Origin of the sequence: Sorangium sp. So ce119, from assembly GCF_051524405.1 — a bacterium.
Classification (GTDB): Bacteria; Myxococcota_A; Polyangia; order Polyangiales; family Polyangiaceae; genus Sorangium; species Sorangium cellulosum_G.
Window position 1 is genome coordinate 5,883,832 of record NZ_CP150310.1, and the last position, 16,831, is coordinate 5,900,662.

General features: G+C 71.5%; 11 protein-coding genes and 1 pseudogene. 9 read left to right on the forward strand and 3 right to left on the reverse strand.

Going from position 1 to position 16,831, the window contains the following annotated elements:
• The first annotated feature begins 64 nt into the window (after positions 1 to 64).
• The 5 genes and pseudogenes from WME76_RS22190 to WME76_RS22210 all read left to right on the forward strand — a co-directional run bounded on the left by WME76_RS22190 (position 65) and on the right by WME76_RS22210 (position 3,732).
• The gene (locus WME76_RS22190) at positions 65 to 442 is read left to right on the forward strand and encodes a DUF1989 domain-containing protein (RefSeq protein ID WP_437954287.1); all 378 of its coding nucleotides are present in this window, start codon (positions 65 to 67) and stop codon (positions 440 to 442) included.
• Entirely contained in the window at positions 439 to 1,122 is a 684-nt protein-coding gene (locus WME76_RS22195) for an urea amidolyase associated protein UAAP2 (protein WP_437954288.1), read from the forward strand. Before WME76_RS22190 ends, WME76_RS22195 begins: the two co-directional genes overlap by 4 nt.
• Positions 1,119 to 1,721 (forward strand): annotated as a pseudogene (locus WME76_RS22200) (biotin carboxylase N-terminal domain-containing protein); the annotation flags it as partial. The gene WME76_RS22195 and the pseudogene WME76_RS22200, both read left to right, overlap by 4 nt.
• Positions 1,722 to 1,737: 16 nt before the next feature.
• The gene (locus WME76_RS22205; RefSeq protein ID WP_437954289.1) at positions 1,738 to 2,907 is read left to right on the forward strand and encodes an APC family permease; all 1,170 of its coding nucleotides are present in this window, start codon (positions 1,738 to 1,740) and stop codon (positions 2,905 to 2,907) included.
• Positions 2,908 to 3,081: 174 nt separating this feature from the next.
• A complete protein-coding gene (locus WME76_RS22210; RefSeq protein WP_437954290.1) occupies positions 3,082 to 3,732 on the forward strand; it encodes a response regulator transcription factor in 651 nt (216 codons plus the stop codon).
• A gap of 1,349 nt (positions 3,733 to 5,081) precedes the next feature.
• On the opposite strand, the gene WME76_RS22215 is transcribed toward WME76_RS22210, so the two are convergent.
• Positions 5,082 to 5,264: a hypothetical protein gene (locus tag WME76_RS22215; RefSeq protein ID WP_437954291.1), complete on the reverse strand. Its 183-nt coding sequence runs from the start codon at positions 5,262 to 5,264 to the stop codon at positions 5,082 to 5,084.
• A gap of 177 nt (positions 5,265 to 5,441) precedes the next feature.
• Between WME76_RS22215 and WME76_RS22220 the strand changes: the two genes are divergently transcribed.
• The 4 genes from WME76_RS22220 to WME76_RS22235 all read left to right on the forward strand — a co-directional run bounded on the left by WME76_RS22220 (position 5,442) and on the right by WME76_RS22235 (position 12,118).
• Complete coding sequence (locus WME76_RS22220) at positions 5,442 to 5,972, forward strand: hypothetical protein (protein WP_437954292.1); 531 nt, start codon at positions 5,442 to 5,444, stop codon at positions 5,970 to 5,972.
• 261 nt (positions 5,973 to 6,233) lie between these two features.
• Positions 6,234 to 7,436, forward strand: coding sequence for a cytochrome P450 family protein (locus WME76_RS22225; RefSeq protein ID WP_437954293.1), 1,203 nt, complete (start codon positions 6,234 to 6,236; stop codon positions 7,434 to 7,436).
• Positions 7,437 to 7,617: 181 nt separating this feature from the next.
• A complete protein-coding gene (locus WME76_RS22230; RefSeq protein WP_437954294.1) occupies positions 7,618 to 11,577 on the forward strand; it encodes a protein kinase domain-containing protein in 3,960 nt (1,319 codons plus the stop codon).
• A gap of 172 nt (positions 11,578 to 11,749) precedes the next feature.
• A complete protein-coding gene (locus tag WME76_RS22235; RefSeq protein ID WP_437954295.1) occupies positions 11,750 to 12,118 on the forward strand; it encodes a YciI family protein in 369 nt (122 codons plus the stop codon).
• Positions 12,119 to 12,284: 166 nt separating this feature from the next.
• On the opposite strand, the gene WME76_RS22240 is transcribed toward WME76_RS22235, so the two are convergent.
• Both WME76_RS22240 and WME76_RS22245 read right to left on the reverse strand, forming a co-directional pair.
• The gene (locus WME76_RS22240) at positions 12,285 to 12,788 is read right to left on the reverse strand and encodes a DUF1801 domain-containing protein (protein ID WP_437954296.1); all 504 of its coding nucleotides are present in this window, start codon (positions 12,786 to 12,788) and stop codon (positions 12,285 to 12,287) included.
• A gap of 29 nt (positions 12,789 to 12,817) precedes the next feature.
• Positions 12,818 to 16,831 carry a serine/threonine-protein kinase gene (locus WME76_RS22245; RefSeq protein WP_437954297.1) on the reverse strand — a complete coding sequence of 1,338 codons (4,014 nt, stop codon included), beginning with the start codon at positions 16,829 to 16,831 and terminating at the stop codon, positions 12,818 to 12,820.

Here is a 16,831-nt window from a genome sequence, read left to right on the forward strand (position 1 = left end):
GGAAACCCGGCCCCCGGATAGTTCGCCCATCAATTTCGATTCTATATCGAAAGTGAGGCGGGCGATGTCTGAAACGGCCACAACGTACGCCGCGCGCGAGCACGCGCGCGCTCAGGAAGGCAGCGTCGTCGACATCAACCTCTTCAAGGGCGTCCGCATCGAGGCCGACGGCGCCATCACCTTCCTCCCCGACGCGTCCCGGCCCGGCGCCCACGTGCTCCTCCGCGCCGAGCAGGACGTCCTCGTCAGCGTCGCCGTCGCGCCGCACCGGCTCGACCCGCGCCCCGACTACCGCGCCGGCAAGGTCCGCCTCACCGCCTGGCGCGGCCGCCCCGCCGCCGTCGACGACCCCGTGCGCAACGCCACGCCAGAGGCGCGCCGCGCCTTCGAGAACACCGCCGAGGAGCTCGCCCTCGGCCTCCGCAACGGAGGTGCCCGATGATCCCCGCCGTCCCCACCGCCAGCTACAACAAGCCGGTCGCCGCCCTGCGCGACCCCGCCCTCGCCGGCCTGGCCGGCTCCGTCGTCTCCGACGAGGTCGTCCCGGCGCGCGCGCCGTGGGCCAAGGTCGTCCGCGCCGGCGAGGTCCTGCGCGTCATCGACCTCGAGGGCAACCAGGCCGTCGACTTCCTCGCCTACGTGCTCGCCGACACCGCCGAGCGCTACAGCGCCGCGGACACGATCGTCGCCCAGCGCAACATCTTCCTCACCACCGGCGCGCAGCTCCGCTCGAACCGCGGCCGCGTGATGATGACGATCACCGGCGACACCTGCGGCCGCCACGACACCTCGGGCGGCGCCTGCTCGTGCGAGTCGAACACCGTCCGCTACGGCCACCACACCAGGCACCAGCACGCCTGCGTCGAGAACTTCCTCATGGCCGCGGCGCCGTACGGCCTCGGCAAGCGCGACCTCGTCGGCAACATCAACTGGTTCATGAACGTGCCCGTCGAGGCCGACGGCACCCTCGGCATCGTCGACGGCCTGTCCGCGCCCGGGAAGCACGTCGACCTCAGGGCCGAGCTCGATCTGCTGCTGCTCGTCTCGAACTGCCCGCAGATCAACAACCCCTGCAGCGCCTTCAACCCGACGCCGATCCGCGCGGTGGTGGTGCGGCCATGAGCGCGGCCGCCGCCCCGCCGTTCCGGCGCGTCCTCGTCGCCAACCGCGGCGAGATCGCGTGCCGGATCCTCCGCACCCTCCGGCGCCTCGGCGTCGCGTCGGCCGCCGTGTTCTCCGACGCCGACCGCGCCGCGCTCCACGTGCGCCTCGCCGACCACGCCGTCCGCCTCGGCGGACAGACGCCCGCCGAGAGCTACCTGCGCATCGACGCCGTGGTCGACGCCGCCCGCCGCGCCGGCGCCGACGCCGTGCACCCGGGCTACGGATTCATGAGCGAATCCGATGACTTCGCCCGCGCGGTGGAGGGCGCGGGCGTCGTGTTCATCGGGCCGACGCCGGCCCAGATGGAGGCGTTCGGGAGCAAGCACCGGGCGCGGCAGCTCGCCGTCGAGGCGGGCGCGCCGCTCCTGCCGGGCACCGGCGTGCTGCGCGACGCGGACCACGCCGCGGCCGAGGCCCAGGCGATCGGCTACCCCGTGCTGCTCAAGGCGAGCGCGGGCGGCGGCGGCATCGGCATGGCCCGCTGCGACGGGCCGGCGGAGCTCCCGGCGGCGTTCGAGCGCGTCCAGCGCCTCGCCCGCGCGAACTTCGGATCGGGCGAGGCTCCAGGCGATCTTGCCGAGCGTCTGGAGCGGGTTCCAGTTCCTTGGAGGCGACCCGTCGCTCACGTCGCGCGACGGCGCCGCGAACGCGGTGCTGCTCGGCGCGGGGCTCATCGTGCTGACCACGGCGATCAACATGGCCGGGGTGAAGGCCATGGCCTGCGTCAACGACATCGGTGTGATGGCGGAGCTCGGCGGCGTCGTCCTGCTGATCGCGGCGCTGTTCCTTCACGCGGTGCGGGGTCCGGGCGTGGTGCTCGAGCCCGTCTACGGCCCGCCGTCGTCGCTGGGCACGGGGGCGGCCGGGCTGCTCGCGGCCGCGCTCATGCCGGCGTACGTGCTGTACGGCTTCGACTCGGCGGGGGCGCTGGCCGAGGAGACCCAGAACCCGCGGCGGATCATCCCGCGGGCGATCCTGAAGGCGATCGTGGCGTCCGGGATCGGCGGCGCGCTGCTCATCCTGGCGGCGCTCATGGCGGCGCCGAGCCTCACGGACGGGCGCCTCGCCACGGAGGGCCTGGCCCACGTGGTCGTCAGCGCGCTCGGCCCGACGCTGGGCAAGGTGTTCCTGGTCGACGTGGCGCTGGCCGTGTGCGTCTGCACGCTGGCGATCCAGACCGGCGCCTCGCGCCTGGCCTTCTCGATGGCGCGGGACGGCGCGCTCCCGTGCGCGCCCGCCCTGTCGCGCGTGTCGGCGCGCACGAAGACGCCCGTCGCCCCGGCCATCGTGGTGGGCGCGCTCGCGTGCGGCATGCTCGTCGTGAACTACGGCGAGGCGCAGCTCTTCGTGCTCATCACCGAGACGGCCGTGCTCCTCGTGAACCTGTCGTACCTGCTCGTGACGGCGGGCATGCTCGCCCGCCGGCTGCGCGGGTGGCCGGGCCGCTCCGGGGCCGCGGCCGGGGTGTTCTCGCTCGGGCGCGCCGGGCTCGCGCTGAACGTGGCGGCCGTGGCGTGGGGGGCCGCGCTCATCGCCAACATCGCGTGGCCGCGGCACGACGGCGGCGGGCCGGCCTGGCTGGAGTATTTCCCGCTGATCGGGGTCGCCGGCGCGACGGTCGCCGGGCTCGGGCTGTTCGCCGCAATGCAGAGGCCGCGCGAGGAGGCGAAGGCGCCGCGGGGAGAGCAGGGCGCCGTCGCGGAGCAGGAGACGGGACCGGCACGGATTGACCTCCTGACGTAATGCGTGGTCCACGGGCAGGGGGGCCCGTGCCCAGGGCTCCGCCCTGCGCGGGCAGCGGCGAGACTGTGCTAGGGTGGCGCCCGTGATCTCGGAGGCTGGCCCGACACACGCATTCCACACTCCGCTCCAGGGGCTCGCGTGCTGGCGAGCGGCCGGCCCGGATGGAGAAAGCGCATGACCAAGCTCCGCATCTTCGTGGTCGACGATCACCCGATCGTGCGCGACGGGCTGAAGGCGTTGATCGACGCGCAACCTGACATGACCGTCGTCGGCGAGGCGGCGGACGGGCTCTCGGCGGTCGAGGCCGTCACGCAGCTAGAGCCGGACGTCGTGCTGATGGACATCTCCATGCCGAAGCTCGGCGGAGCGGAGGCGACGGCGCGCATCAAGAAGGCGCGCCCGGCGGTCCAGGTGGTGGCCCTGACGGGCTACGAGGACAAGACGAACGTGCAACCGGTCCTGCAGGCCGGGGCCTCGGGGTACGTGATCAAGATGGCGAGGGCCGCGGACCTGGTCCGCGCCATCCACGCCGTGGCCGAGGGGGGCGTGTACCTCGACCCGGCCATGGCGGCGCACGTCCTGTCGACGGTCGCCGGCCGGACGACCGGGGAGGCCGGCGCGGGCGCCGATCTGAGCGAGCGCGAGACCGAGGTGATCCGGCTGGTCGCCGAGGGACACGCCATCAAGGAGATCGCCGCCCGGCTCGACCTGAGCGCGCGCACGGTCGAGACCTACAAGGTGCGGGCGATGGAAAAGCTCGGCCTGAAGAGCCGCGCGGACACCGTCCGCTACGCTCTGCAGCAGGGCTGGCTCAGGAGCGGATAGCGCTCGCGCGCGCGCCGGCGCGCGTACCGGCGCCCCGGCGGCTGGACCGGCCATCGGGCCGCGCGGCAGCGCGCCTATGATCGTCCCCTCCGGGATCGTGATCACCTGAAGATCGCTGTCCATCGTCCGCCGGATGGTGAGCCTCGGCTTGGCACCCCCTCGGCGGCGTCCAGCTCCTCACCATCACGCAGCATGCTCGACGCGAGGGGCTGGAGCATCAACGAGGCTGGGCGGCAATGGACGCCGAGGAGGCGAGCGCGGGCCAGATCGGGGTAGGTGCCAGCGGTGAGCGGTGAACGCCGGCGATCACGTGGCCGCGGTCTTCACCGATCGAGCGCGGGACGCGAGGATCACCGACACCAGACGTCCGAGGGGTGGCTACGCGCCAGTGTCCGGGTGCGCTGCCAACGAGCATTCGCGACGTGAACCGCACGCATCATTCGGCCCCCCGTCGATCCTCTGGAAGCGAAGCGAGTTCGTCCGCGACCGGCCGCGCGAGTCATCGCTTGCTCGCGACGTCCTGGACATCGCGCGTGTGCCTCGGCGGGCTCGACGCGCTCGCTCGCGACGCCCGGCCGCGACCGTGTGCACGGATTCATCGAAGAACGACAGCCTTTCCTGTATCCTCCCGGCTCCTTCTTGGGGAAACGCGAGACCCTACCAGATACCCATGAGAGCAAGAGCCGATGACCGCAACACTTCGTCGTTCAAGGACAAGCTGTCCCGGCCTCGCTCATATCATTTCCGTGGCGGTGCTATCCCAAACCGGATGCACGATCTTCGACGAACCACCAGCACCGACGTGCATGGATCCATCCCCCACGTGCCAGGCGCTGTGTGTACAGGGACCCGGATACCCTCAGCCAATCGGCTGCGGGAGAACGACGCCGCTACAACAACGCTTCCTGGATATCCCAGGCACAAAGAACTGCAATGAATGGCGCGCGTCACTACCCCCCAGCAGCGGCGCCAGCCTAACCATCGAACCCCGAATGGTTGGAATAACGCCAACCAAGAAGGATCCCTGCTACTACTAACTTGCAGAGCCCTGGAGATCCATCTTCATCACACCAATTGCACCTCAGACGACGACCATCCCCACCTTGCAACATTCGACGAATGGGAACCTCACCGACACCGACAACATGGCTTGGATCTGGGGCCATCGCCGTCGCCGCGCTCGCGGCGGCATACATTCTGGGAAGAATCTCGACAGAGAGCGACGACCGACCTCGATCGCACCACGACGTCGGCAGCAAGGACGATCCCGTTCTTCGGTCGACTCTGAGCGCCACCCAAGAACGGTTGGCCAGCTGTGAACAGACCCTCCAGCGTCGCGATCAGCATCTTCAGAAGAGAGAGGCAAAGCCCCACACCAACGAAGACAAGCCCACACCTTCACCCGAGCCAGAGCTTTCGAGGCAATGCACCATCGCAACGGCGGCGACGCATGTGCACACGCTGGCCACCAGCAACTGCACGAACTTCAGAAGACATTTCAACGCGTACAAGGCGATACTCGGCAGCAGCACGATCGACTGCGATTCTCCCTTGCCGCTCTGGCATCAGCGCAAGAGCGACGGACCCCAGAGAAATTCCACTGGGATGGAATCTACCTCGACGGCATTGTTCAGACAAAGCTCCCTCATCTTGCAAGGCTCGGAGTCGCTTATGACGGCGGAACTGCTCCGGGAGCCGTCCATACAGTCATGGCGAGCTTTGGACAGACCGCGAGCCCCACCCAAGAGCTCAACATCGGGTATTTCATAGGCGTTGGGGTAGGCAAGGAGAGCGTGTCGACGATCGAAGACAAGAAATTGGGCATCCATTCCACGTTTGAAGTCGGAGCGTTCCGGGCTAGCGCATCCACGAGCCTTCAACTCTACAAACTGATCGGGGCCGTTCTTCCCATGTTCACCACGACCTTGAGGCCGCAGGGGACCCTTGTCCGGACCACGCACGTCGATCTCTTCCTCGGCGGGGACGTGTATTCCCTCAATCTCAACGTCCAGCTCGGCTTCACGTGCGGATTACGGTTCAGGGACATAAGAATATTCGAACAAAACATGAATGGGCTCCTGTCTCTCACGGAGATGAACGCTCGGACCAGCGTTCCAACGCATGGAACCATCTGGACGGCCTACGTCGAATCGCGCATTGGAATCGTGGTCGATCTGGAGCCCGACAAGGAAGACGATGGAGAAGAGCGCGACCGGATCCGTGAGTACGGGCAGCTCTGATCGGCCGCGCCAGGGGCGCCGCTCGCCTTGTTGCGCTCGCTCAGGCTGATCGCGACGCAGGTGCGATGCGAGGTCCCCCAAGGCGCTCTCCGAGGCGCGCGAGCGCGAAGCCGTGCTCGTCGGCGCGGTCGCGTGCGCCCGGTCGCGTGCGCCGGGCCGCGTGCGCCGGGGAGATCTCCGATCGCCTGGCCGACGCCCCCCCGCCGGCGATATATCCTTTGTTCCCGTAGACCGCCGAGAACGCCAGAAAGGAAAGGTGCCATGCCCACGATCGATCCGGTGAACCTCGCGAGCCCTGAGTTCAAGTCGAACGCGTACTCCATCTATGCCCGCCTCCGAGCGGAGGAGCCCGTGCACCGGACGACGCTGCCGGACGGGCGGGTCCTCTGGCTCGTCACCCGCTACGAGGACTGCGTGGCCGCGCTGAAGGACGAGCGCCTCGTGAAGGACTGGAGAGCCATCGGGGTGGACCTGTTCGGCATGGACAAGGAGCGCATGCTGCTCGAGCGGCACATGCTCAACATGGATCCGCCGGACCACACGCGGCTCCGGGCGATCGTGAACAAGGCGTTCACGCCGCGTCTGGTCGAGGGGCTGCGGGGCCGTATCCAGGCCATCGCCGACAGCCTCCTGGACGACGTGCAGGAGCGAGGGGAGATGGACGTCGTCGCCGACTACGCGTTCCCGCTGCCCATCATCGTCATCGCCGAGATGCTGGGCGTCCCCGTCGAGGACAGGCACCGGATCCGGGCCTGGTCGGACGCGATCGTCGGCGGGGTGCCAACCCGGGAGAGGGTCGAGCGCATGGGGGGGATGATCAAGGAGTTCAAGGACTACCTCCTCGCCATGGTGGAAGAGCGGCGCAGGGCTCCGAGGGAGGATCTGCTGAGCGCGCTCGTTCATGTGGAGGAGGAGGGCGCCGGCAAGCTCGACGAGAGGGAGCTGCTCTCGATGGTGTTCCTGCTGCTCGTCGCGGGGCACGAGACGACGGTGAACCTCATCGCGAACGGCATCCTCGCGCTGCTCACGCACCCTGCCGAGAAAGAGAAGCTGCGGGCGGACCCGTCGCTCATGAGGTCGGCGATCGAGGAGCTGCTGCGCTACGACAGCCCGGTCGAGACGGCGACGTTCCGGTTCGCGAGGGAGGACGTGGAGCTCGGGGGCGCGGTGATCCCGAAGGGGGACGTGGTCGTCGTCGTGCTCGGGTCGGCGAACCGCGACCCGGAGCTCACGCCGTCGCCGGAGACGCTCGACCTCGCGCGCGAGCCGAACCGGCATATCGCGTTCGGCCTGGGTGTCCATTACTGCCTGGGCGCGCCGCTCGCGCGGCTCGAGGGGCAGATCGCCATCGGCACGATACTCCGCCGGATGCCGAACCTGGCGCTCGAGGTGGCGCCGGAGGCGATCCAGATAAGGCCGAGCCTCATCGTGCGCGGGCCTGCCGCGCTGCCGGTATCGTTCTGAAGTTTACTTCGCGAGAGTCCGGCAGTCCGCAGTCGAGACCCTTGAGCGATAGCGCGGTGGTCATAGCGCATTTGTACGATGAGCTCGCTCGGCTCGTTCAAGAAGATGAGGCGCCGCGTCGTCATCACGTGCCTCAAATCTCACCATGTGTGCCGGACGGCGGCAGCGTTACTATCCAGGTGTGCACAGCGCGGGTCCGCAGAAACTCGTCGGCGGCCGGTTCGAGCCCGAGCGAATCGCCGGCAGCGGTGGCATGGGCGACGTCTACCGAGCGCGGGATCGCCAGGACGGAGCGCTGGTCGCGCTCAAGGTCCTGAGGAGCTCGGACGCGCAGCTCGTCGCGCGCTTCCAGCGGGAGGCGCGGCTCCTGGCCGAGCTGCGGCACCGGGCGATCCCCCGCCACGTCGCCCACGGCGTCTCTGACCAGGGGCAGCACTACCTCGCCATGGAGTGGCTCGAGGGCGAGGACCTCGCCGCGAGGCTCGCCCGCGGGCCGCTCGACGTCGACGAGGGGCTCGCCCTCGTCCACCGCGTGGCCGAGGCCCTGGCGCTGGTCCATGCGCATGGCGTGATCCACCGAGATCTCAAGCCGGCAAACCTGTTCCTGCAGGGCGGCCGGCTCGACCAGGTGAAGATCCTCGATTTCGGGATCGCGCGCGACGCGGCGGTGACCGGCGGGCTCACCGAGCCCGGCGTGGCCCTCGGCACGCCGGCCTACATGGCACCCGAGCAGGCTCGCGGCGAGCTGGACATCGACGCGCGCGCGGATGTGTACGCGCTCGGGTGCCTCCTGTTCGAATGCCTCACCGGCCAGCAACCCTTCTGGGCCGAGCACACGTTCGCAGTGCTCGTGAAGGTGCTCTTCGAGGACGCGCCCCGGCCGAGCACGCTGCGCGCCGAGGTGCCCGAGACCGTCGACCTGCTCACGGCGTGGCTGATGACCAAGGATCGCGAAGGCCGGCCGGAGAACGCGGCCGTGGCGGCGAGCGCGCTCGCCGTGCGCTCGCCCGATCCGGCTGTCGCCGTGCTGCCTGCACCCGCGCTGACGCGCCGCGAACGAGGGCTCGTCAGCGTGGTCCTGGCGAGGGGGGAGGCCCCGACCCTGCCCGCCACGACCTCCGCGGGGTGCGCCGAGATCGCCACGCTCGACGCGCGCCGGAAGGCTGTGATGCCGACAGGGCCGACGCCGCTCGTGCCCGACCTGCGCCGCGCGGCGGCAGAGCACGGCGGTCGCCTCGAGCCGCTGCAGGACGGCGGGTTCGCCGCGATCCTCATCGACGCAGCGCCGCCGACCGATCTCGCCGCGCGTGCCGTACGCTGTGGTCTCGCGCTGCGGAAGCTGTTGCCTGGTGCCCGCCTGGCTGTCGCGACCGGCTGGGATTCGCTGGAAGGTGGGCAGCCTGTTGGCCCGATCATCGACCGCGCGTCCGCGCAGCTCGTCGATTTCGACGCTGGTCCGCCCGGCGATGGCAACACCGCGACGGGAGCGCAGGCCCCGGTGCTCGTCGATGCTGTCACGGCCAGCCTCCTCGGGCCGGGATTCGAGATCGCGCGGGGGCCTCGGGCGCACGCGGTCCTCGGGGAGCGTGACCCGTTCGACGTGGCGCGCACGCTGCTCGGCAAGCCCACCCCGTTCGTGGGGCGCGACCGGGAGCTGCGCGCCCTGGAGGACCTGTTCGACGAGTGCGCCGGCGAGCCCTGCGCGCGGGCGGCGCTCGTCACGGGGGCAGCGGGGATGGGCAAGTCGCGCCTGCGCCTGGAGTTCGTGCGGCGCCTCAGGGCCCGCGCCGAGCCGGTCACGATCTGGGTCGCGCAGGCGGATCCGGCGCGCGTGGGGGCCCCCCTCGACCTGCTCGGACAGGTGGTGCGCCGCGCAGCGCACCTCGTCGACGGCGAGCCCCTCGATCGCCGCCGCGAGCAGCTCGCCGCGCGCGTGGCCCGGCACGTGCAGCCGCCCCTCCGGGAGCGGGTGACCGAGTTCCTGGGCGAGATGGCCGGCACACCCTTCCCGGATGAGGCGCGCGTACAGCTCCGCGCGGCGCGGCGCGATCCGCTGCTCATGGGCGACCAGGTCCGCCGGGCGTGGGTGGACTTCGTCGACGCCGAGTGCCGAGCAGGCCCGGTGGTGCTCGTGCTGGAGGACCTGCACTGGGGGGACCTCCCGACCGTGCAGTGCGTCGACGCGGCGCTGCGCCTGCTCGGGGAGCGGGCGCTGATGGTGCTGGCCCTCGCGCGGCCGGAGATCCGGGCGACCTTCCCCTCCCTCTGGGCCGAACGGAGCACGATGGAGATCGGGCTTGGCGAGCTGCCCCGCCGGGCCTGCGAGCGGATGGTGAGGGTGGCACTGGGCGATCGTCCGGACGACGAACACGTGGCGGAGATCGTCCGGCGCGCCGCGGGCAATCCGTTCTTCGTGGAGGAGCTCGTGCGCGCAACCGTCGAGGGCCGAGACGCGCGCGAAGCGCCGGAGACGGTGCTGGCCATGGTGCAGGCGCGGTTCAAGGATCTCGACGCCGAGGAGCGGCGGCTGCTGCGCGCTGGAAGCGTGCTCGGCGAGGTGTTCTGGCAGGGCGCCGCGGCGCACCTGCTAGGGCTCGGACAGGCGGAAGGCGCTGCGCTCGGCGCGCGGCTCGCGAGTCTGGAGCGACGCGAATGGATCGTGCGGCGCCCCGAACCACGGTTCGCCAGCGACGAGGAGTTCGCCTTCCGGCACGGGCTCGTGCGCGAGGCGGCCTACAGCATGTTAACCGAAGTCGATCGACGGCTCGGCCACCGGCTCGCCGGCGCATGGCTGGAGGAGGCCGGCGAGCGCGACGCGCTGGTGCTGGCGGAGCACTTCGAGCGCGGCGAAGCGCTCGCGGCGGCAGCTCGGTACTACGAGCGCGCGGCAGAACAGGCGCTGGAGGCGAGCGATCTCGACGGTGCGCTCGCGCGGGTGGAACGGGCGTTCGCCTGCGCGCCGGAAGAGGAGGCCGCCGGGCGACTCCACGCGCTCGCGGCGACCGTGCACAACTGGCGGGGTGCGTTCGCCGAGGCGGAGCGCGCGGCGAAGGCGGCGGTGGCCCTGGCGCCCGCCGAGGGCAAGGCTCCCTACGCCGCGCTGGCGATGCTCGCCTGGGCGAGCGGGGCGCTCGGGAAGGTGGAGCAGCTCGAGGCGGTGGCGTCGTCGCTGCCGCTCGACCGGAAGGACGCGGCGCTCGACCGGGATTTCCTCCTCGCGTGGTACAGCACCATCGTGTCGCTGCGGGACCTCGGGCGCCACGCCACGGCGGTAGCCCTCGAGCGCGTCATGGCTGGAGTGCAGCCCGAGCATCTGGAGCCCGGCCTGGCTGGGCACATTTACCTGACGAAGAGCGCTGCAGCGTGCTTTCCGCCCCGCCGACCCGAGCTCGCCCTTCGCTTCATGGAGGCTGCATGGGAGGCCTACGAGCGCGATGGCGCGCTGCGAGACGCATGCCTGACGCGCATGGCTCTCGGCGTGGCGCAGAGGCGGCTCGGTGCTTACGAAGCGGCAGAGTCGACGCTCAAGGAGGCGAAGCGCGCCGCGATCCAGCTCGACCTTCCCTATGTGATCAATGCGGCCAGCATCTATCTAGGGCATATCGACGTGGCGCGGGGGCAGTGCGCCGCGGCCAGGACGACGGCAGCCCGGGTCATCGAGGACGCGCGATCGTTCGGCAATGGCAGGCAAATGGGCCAAGCCCGAGTGCTGCTCGCGCAAGCGCTGCTCGAGCTCGGGGATCTCGCACAGGCGTGCGCGCAGGCGACCACTGCGATCGATGAAACGCGGGCGTACCCCGCAACAGAGTCCATCGCGCAAGCCATCCTCGCCCACGCCCTGCTCCGAGAGGGGCTCGCCCTCGAGGCGCTCGCAGCGGCGCGTGCAGCGCTCGAGATCGTGACGCGCGTCGGAGGCCTCGAGGAGGATGAAGCGCTCGTGCACCTCGCCTGGGCCGAGGCGCTCGACGCCTGCGGTGACGAGGTCGCGGCCAGGGCAGCGCTCGCCAACGCCTTCAATGAGCTGCGCGCCGAGGCGGATGCCATCGAGTCAGCCTCTCTGCGCCGCAGCTTCCTCGAAGGCGTGCCGGAGCATGCGCGTATCCGCGCGCTCGCGGAGGCGTGGGGCGTGGCGGACAGGTGATTCCCCGGTTCGTGGCGGCGCTCTGGTCCAGGTCGGGTCCCCCAGGCCCAACGCAGGTCAGGTCGCCAACCCGGGTCGGGTCCCCTGATTCATGGCATTGAATCCGTGGTCGAGCCCGTTGTAGGCTGCCGGTCGCTCGTCCCCGGCGCACCTCACTGAGGAGACACGGACCATGCGCTTCATGATCATGTTCAAGGCCGATGCGGACACCGAGGCTGCCGCCCCTGCGTGCATGGCGCTACCGGAGATGGGGCAGTTCATCGAAGAGCTCAAGAACGACGGCGTGCTGATCGCGACCGAAGGTCTAAAGCCGAGCTCGTCCGGCGCGCGCCTTCGGTGTTCCGGGGGCAAGGTCAGCGTGACCGATGGCCCCTTTGCCGAGGCCAAGGAGCTCGTCGCCGGGTTCGTGCTGGTCGACGTGGCGTCCAGGCAGGCGGCGGTCGAGCTGGGCGAACGCTTCCTCCGCGTGGCGGGCGACGGCACGGCGGCGGAGGTCCGCGAGGTGTTCGATGCCCCGCACGACGTCGCCCGCGCCACCTAGCGGCGAGCGCATCCCCCCGCCAGGGGAGCATGACGCGAACTCGAGATCCGTTATCGAAAACGAGCCCCGTCATCCTTGCCGTCGAGCGAGGACTCCGCCCGTCAGCGCCTGCGCCGAGCGTCGCCGCACGACCTGCGCGGGCACGCCAATAGCTTCCGCGCCGGAGTTACATCAAGCGGATCCACGCGCGCAAGACCGTCTCCAGCGCCGCCCGCTTTTCTCGGATCTCGTTTGCATCGCTGAACGTCACGAGACATCGGTCCTTGGCGAGCCACTCCAGCAAGCCCGCTGGGTCCGCGATCTCGACGCCCTTCGTCGCGGTGCCCTTCACCTTGGCTCCGGTGTGGAGAATGATCCGGACGCGGTCCTTCGTGCGCAAGTTGAACGTCGCGAAGTGCTCCGTCGTGCGGAAGCTCGGCGCGTTCCATTTGATCTCCTCACGGATCTCGGGGCTCACGCCGAGGATGATCTGACGGAGGGCCTCGATCTCCTCCTTCAGCGGATGCTCCAGCTCGCGCAGGAACGCGATGACGGCCGGGTCCGTCTGCGAGCTGCCCCGCGCGACGACCGCGACGGCGTCTCCGGCTCCCTCGTGGCGTGCCGCCCCGGCGGACGGCCCCTTCTTCGCGTTCGCGCGCGGCTTGCGCGCCTTCTCGTCGGTGCTCTTCATGAACGAGTCCTGTTTGCCTGACCGGCGCGCTAGGCGCCCCGCTGCCGCTCGAGCCGCTCCCGCATCACGTTGGGGATCCTCCCGGCCACCTCGATCGCCCGCTCGAGCGCCGCCCGCGCCTCGACGTGGCGACCGCGCCGGGAGAGGGCGCGCGCCCGCGCCTCGATCACCTCGATCTGCTCCTGCCCCACGGAGAAGCGCGCCGACCGCTCCTCGAGCTCGTCCCACGCCTCCTCGCTCGCCTCCCGCGTCGCCAGGTCGATCATCGACCACTGCACCTCTTCCAGGGGGGCCATCTCCATGCCCGCTCGCCCCTCCGCGGCGGCCTTCGCCTGCCGGCTCCGGATCGCTTCGATGATCCCCCGTGCCCCGCGCTCGTCGCCCTTGTAGAGCAGCAGCCGCGAGAGGAGGAGCTCCACGACCGGCCGCGACTCCTCGCCCCGCTGATGGCGCTCCAGCGCCACGGCCCGCTCGACGTGCAGCATCGCCGTCTCCAGGTTGCCCATCAGGTAGAGATACTCGCCGAGGTTGAACTCCCCGACGAGCTCCAGCATGCCCAGCCCCAGCTCGCGCGAGATGGTGAGCAGGCGGCACAGGTCCAGGATCATCCCCTCGGGGTCCCCGAGGCACGCGCGCAGGAGCGCCCGGCTGTTGATGGCCGGCCCGAGGTGCAGGAGATCGCCGCGCGACTCGCACATCCGGATGGTCCGATCCAGCACCGCCCCTGCGTCGTCCAGCCTCCCCAGCCCCGGATAGATGAAGCCCAGGAGGAGCAGGGACACGACCAGCGTCTCGTAGCACTCGTCGCCCACGGCCTCGGCCTGCGCCACGGCCGTCTCGAACTGCAGCGCCGACTCCTCCGCGCGGCTCTCGCGGAGCAGCGAGCGCGCCACCGCCATCGAGAGGCGCGCCGCGAGCGCCGGCGGCAGCTCGCTCGTCACGAGCGCCTTTGCCTCCTCTACCCGCTCCTTCGATCGCCCGTACTCATCCATCCAGTCGAGCGCCGTCGCCTCGTCGAGCAGGATCTCGATCTGCTCGGTCACGTCGCGCGCCTCGACCGCCATCGCGCGCGCGCCCCCGAGGTCGACGAGCGCGTCGTGATAGCGCCCGAGCCGGTAGCGCATCAAACCCCGGCCCCGGCACGCCGCCCTCCGCCGCGCGCTGCGCTCCTCGACCGGCTGCGCGAGCGCGCGGCTGTAGTAGAGCTCCGCCTCGACGTAGGCGTGCCGCGCCCGCGCCCGCTCGGCCAGCTCCAGGTAGGTCTCCTCCGCGATGCCCGCGAGCCCCGCCTCGGCCGCGTGAAACGCGATCTTGAACCGCCTCTGCTCCGGGCTCTCGTGGGCCGCCTCGCGGTGGTGCTCGTACGCGGCCAGATGGATCCGCCGCCGCTCGTCCTCGTCGACCCCCCGCACGATCGCCTCCCGCACGAGCGCGTGCCGGAAGCCGAGCCGCTTTCGGTCGGCGACCAGCACGCCCGCCTGGAGCAGCCGCTCGGTCCCGACGCGCGCGTCGAGCGGGAAGGCGTCGCCCTCGCCGCGCTGGTCCAGGTGGCGCAGCACGCCCGCGATCTCGTCGTGCGACACCTCGGAGCCGAGCAGCGCGATGAGCCGCGCGTGCGCTCCGAGCGCCGCCCCGAGCGCCGCGATCTCGCCCTGCGCCAGCGGATCGATGAGCGGCAGCGCGGGCATCCGCTCGAGCTCATCGGTCGCCAGGTACCACGCGTCGCCCCGCGGGTGCCGTCGCAGGATCCCCTCGCGCTTCAGCCCGTGCACGAGCTCCACGAGCAGCAGGGGCACCCCCTGCGAGCGCTCCAGCAGCCGCTCGATCGCCGACTCTGGCACGTCGCGCGCCGGCAGCAGCAGGCGCCGGCACAGCGCCCGCGCGCTCTCCGGATCGAGCGGCCCGAGCCGCACGGTCTCGCGGCGCGCCGCCCGCTCGCCCCAGGCGGGGTGCGCCGCCTCGAAGGCGGGGCGCCCCATCGCGCAGACCCACAGCGGCGCGGCCGCGTCCGCGAGCGCCGCGTACTCGAGCGCGGCGAGCGTCGCGTCGTGCGCGAACTGCGCGTCGTCGAGGATGATGACGAGGGGCTCGGAGGCCGCGCGCCGGCGCAGGCACTCGCCCGCTGCCCGCACGCGCGCCGAGCGCAGCGCGCCCGGCGCGGCCTTGAGCGCCTTGAGCTCGGGGAAGGTCGTGCCGTCATCCACCCGCTCGTCCACCCAGCCGAGCGCCATGGCCAGCCCCAGTTCCTCGCCGGAATCAGGGCCGAGCCACCCCACGAGCGCGGCGCGCGGGCCGCTCTCCGGGGGCGCGTCGGGCGCGCCGAGCGCCCCACGTACCAGCTCGTGCAGCGTCGCGTCCTCGATGCGGGCCGTGGGCTCCTGCCCGCGCAGATCGATCAGGCGGGCGTGCGGCAGGCGCGCCTGGAGCGCCTTGCTGAGCTCGGCGAAGAGGCGGGTCTTGCCATACCCCGGCTCGCCGATCACGGACACGACCGTGGGCTGCCGCAGGCGCAGCGCGTCCTCGGCGCTGCGCACGAGCTGAGTGAGCGTGTCGCGGCGGCCGACGAACGCGCCGGGGCTCGTCGTCTCCCCCGCCTCGTCGTCGGGCTTTTGCCCCGCCCCGCGGTCCGCATCGTCCGCCGGCGCGGCGGCGAGCGCTTCAGGGAGCGCGGCCGCGGCCGCGGGCGAGAGGAACGGCCCCAGCGGGCCGGCGGCCGACGGCCACCGATCCGGGCGCGAGAAGAGCGGGCTCAAGAAGCGCCGCACGCCGTCCGGCCGGACCTGCACCGACACGGGCGACAGGTCGATCATCACCCGCGTGCACAGCCCTCCTCGCAGCAGCTCGTCGGCCGCGCGCTGCGCGTGCCGCGCGGGGTTCGTCGCGCCGCCGTGACCGAAGACGGCCGCGTAGCGCGAGCCGGAGGCGTGCGCGAGCTCGCCGCCGAGCGCCCGAATCCGGCGCTGCACGGCCATCCGATCGGCCGCGCCCTCGAAGAACAGGAGCCCCACGGCGCGGCGCTCGGTGCCCGCCACCGAGCGCGGCCCCTCGCGCTGGCTCGGCGCGAGCTCGTCCCCGAGCGCGCGCTCCAGCGCCTCGCGGAGCTCGGCGGCGCTCGCGAACCGCTCGCTCCGGTCCTTCGCCAGACAGCGGTGCACCACCCCCTCGACCGCCGTGGGCACGGCCACGCGCGCCGAGAGGCGCGGGGGACGCCTGCTCCTGTGATCCTCGAGCACCGCCGCGCGGGGCCCCCAGAACGGCGGCCGCCCCGCGAACAGCTCGTACAGGATCACGCCCATCGCGTAGATGTCCGCGCGCGCGTCCAGGTCTGCCCGTCCCGCCGACTGCTCGGGCGCCATGTACTCCGCCGTCCCGATCCCCAGGTCGTCGTCCGGCGCGTCGCCGAGGCGGCCCACCACCCGGGCGATGCCGAAGTCGATGATCGTCGCCTGCCCCGCGCCATCGACGAAGAGGTTCTCGGGCTTCAGGTCGCAGTGCACGTAGCCCCGCGCGTGCACCGCCTCCAGGGCCGCGAGCGTCGCGAGCCCGAGCCGCGCGGCCTCCTCCACCCGCGGAGCAGGGCGCGACGAGAGGCGCGCGGCGAGCGTGGGCGCCGCGATGCGCTCGAGGACCGCGTACGGAGAGCCGTCGTCCAGCGTGCCCGAGGCGTGCACGGCCGGGGCGTGGGGGGCGCCCACGGCCGAGAGCGCCTCGATCTCGCGCCGGAGCTGCGCGCCCGCGCCGCGGCGGTCGGCGCGCGCGAGCTTGATGGCGACTGGCGGCCCGCCGTCCTCGGGCTCGGCCTCGAAGACGAACCCGAAGCCGCCCTGCCCCAGCACCCTGCGGGTCCAGTAGCCGGCGAACCGCGGCAGCGACACCGGGACGACCGCGGTGATGTCCGGGGGGCTCGACTCGCCGGGCAGCCGCCGCTCAGACGGCGCGCACTCGGGGCACGATCCATGGTTCCGCCGTCCGCAGGCCGGGCAGCGCCCGACCTTCAAGGCCGCGCGTTCCGTCTCTTCGCCTGGCAGGGCTTCCGAACGCAT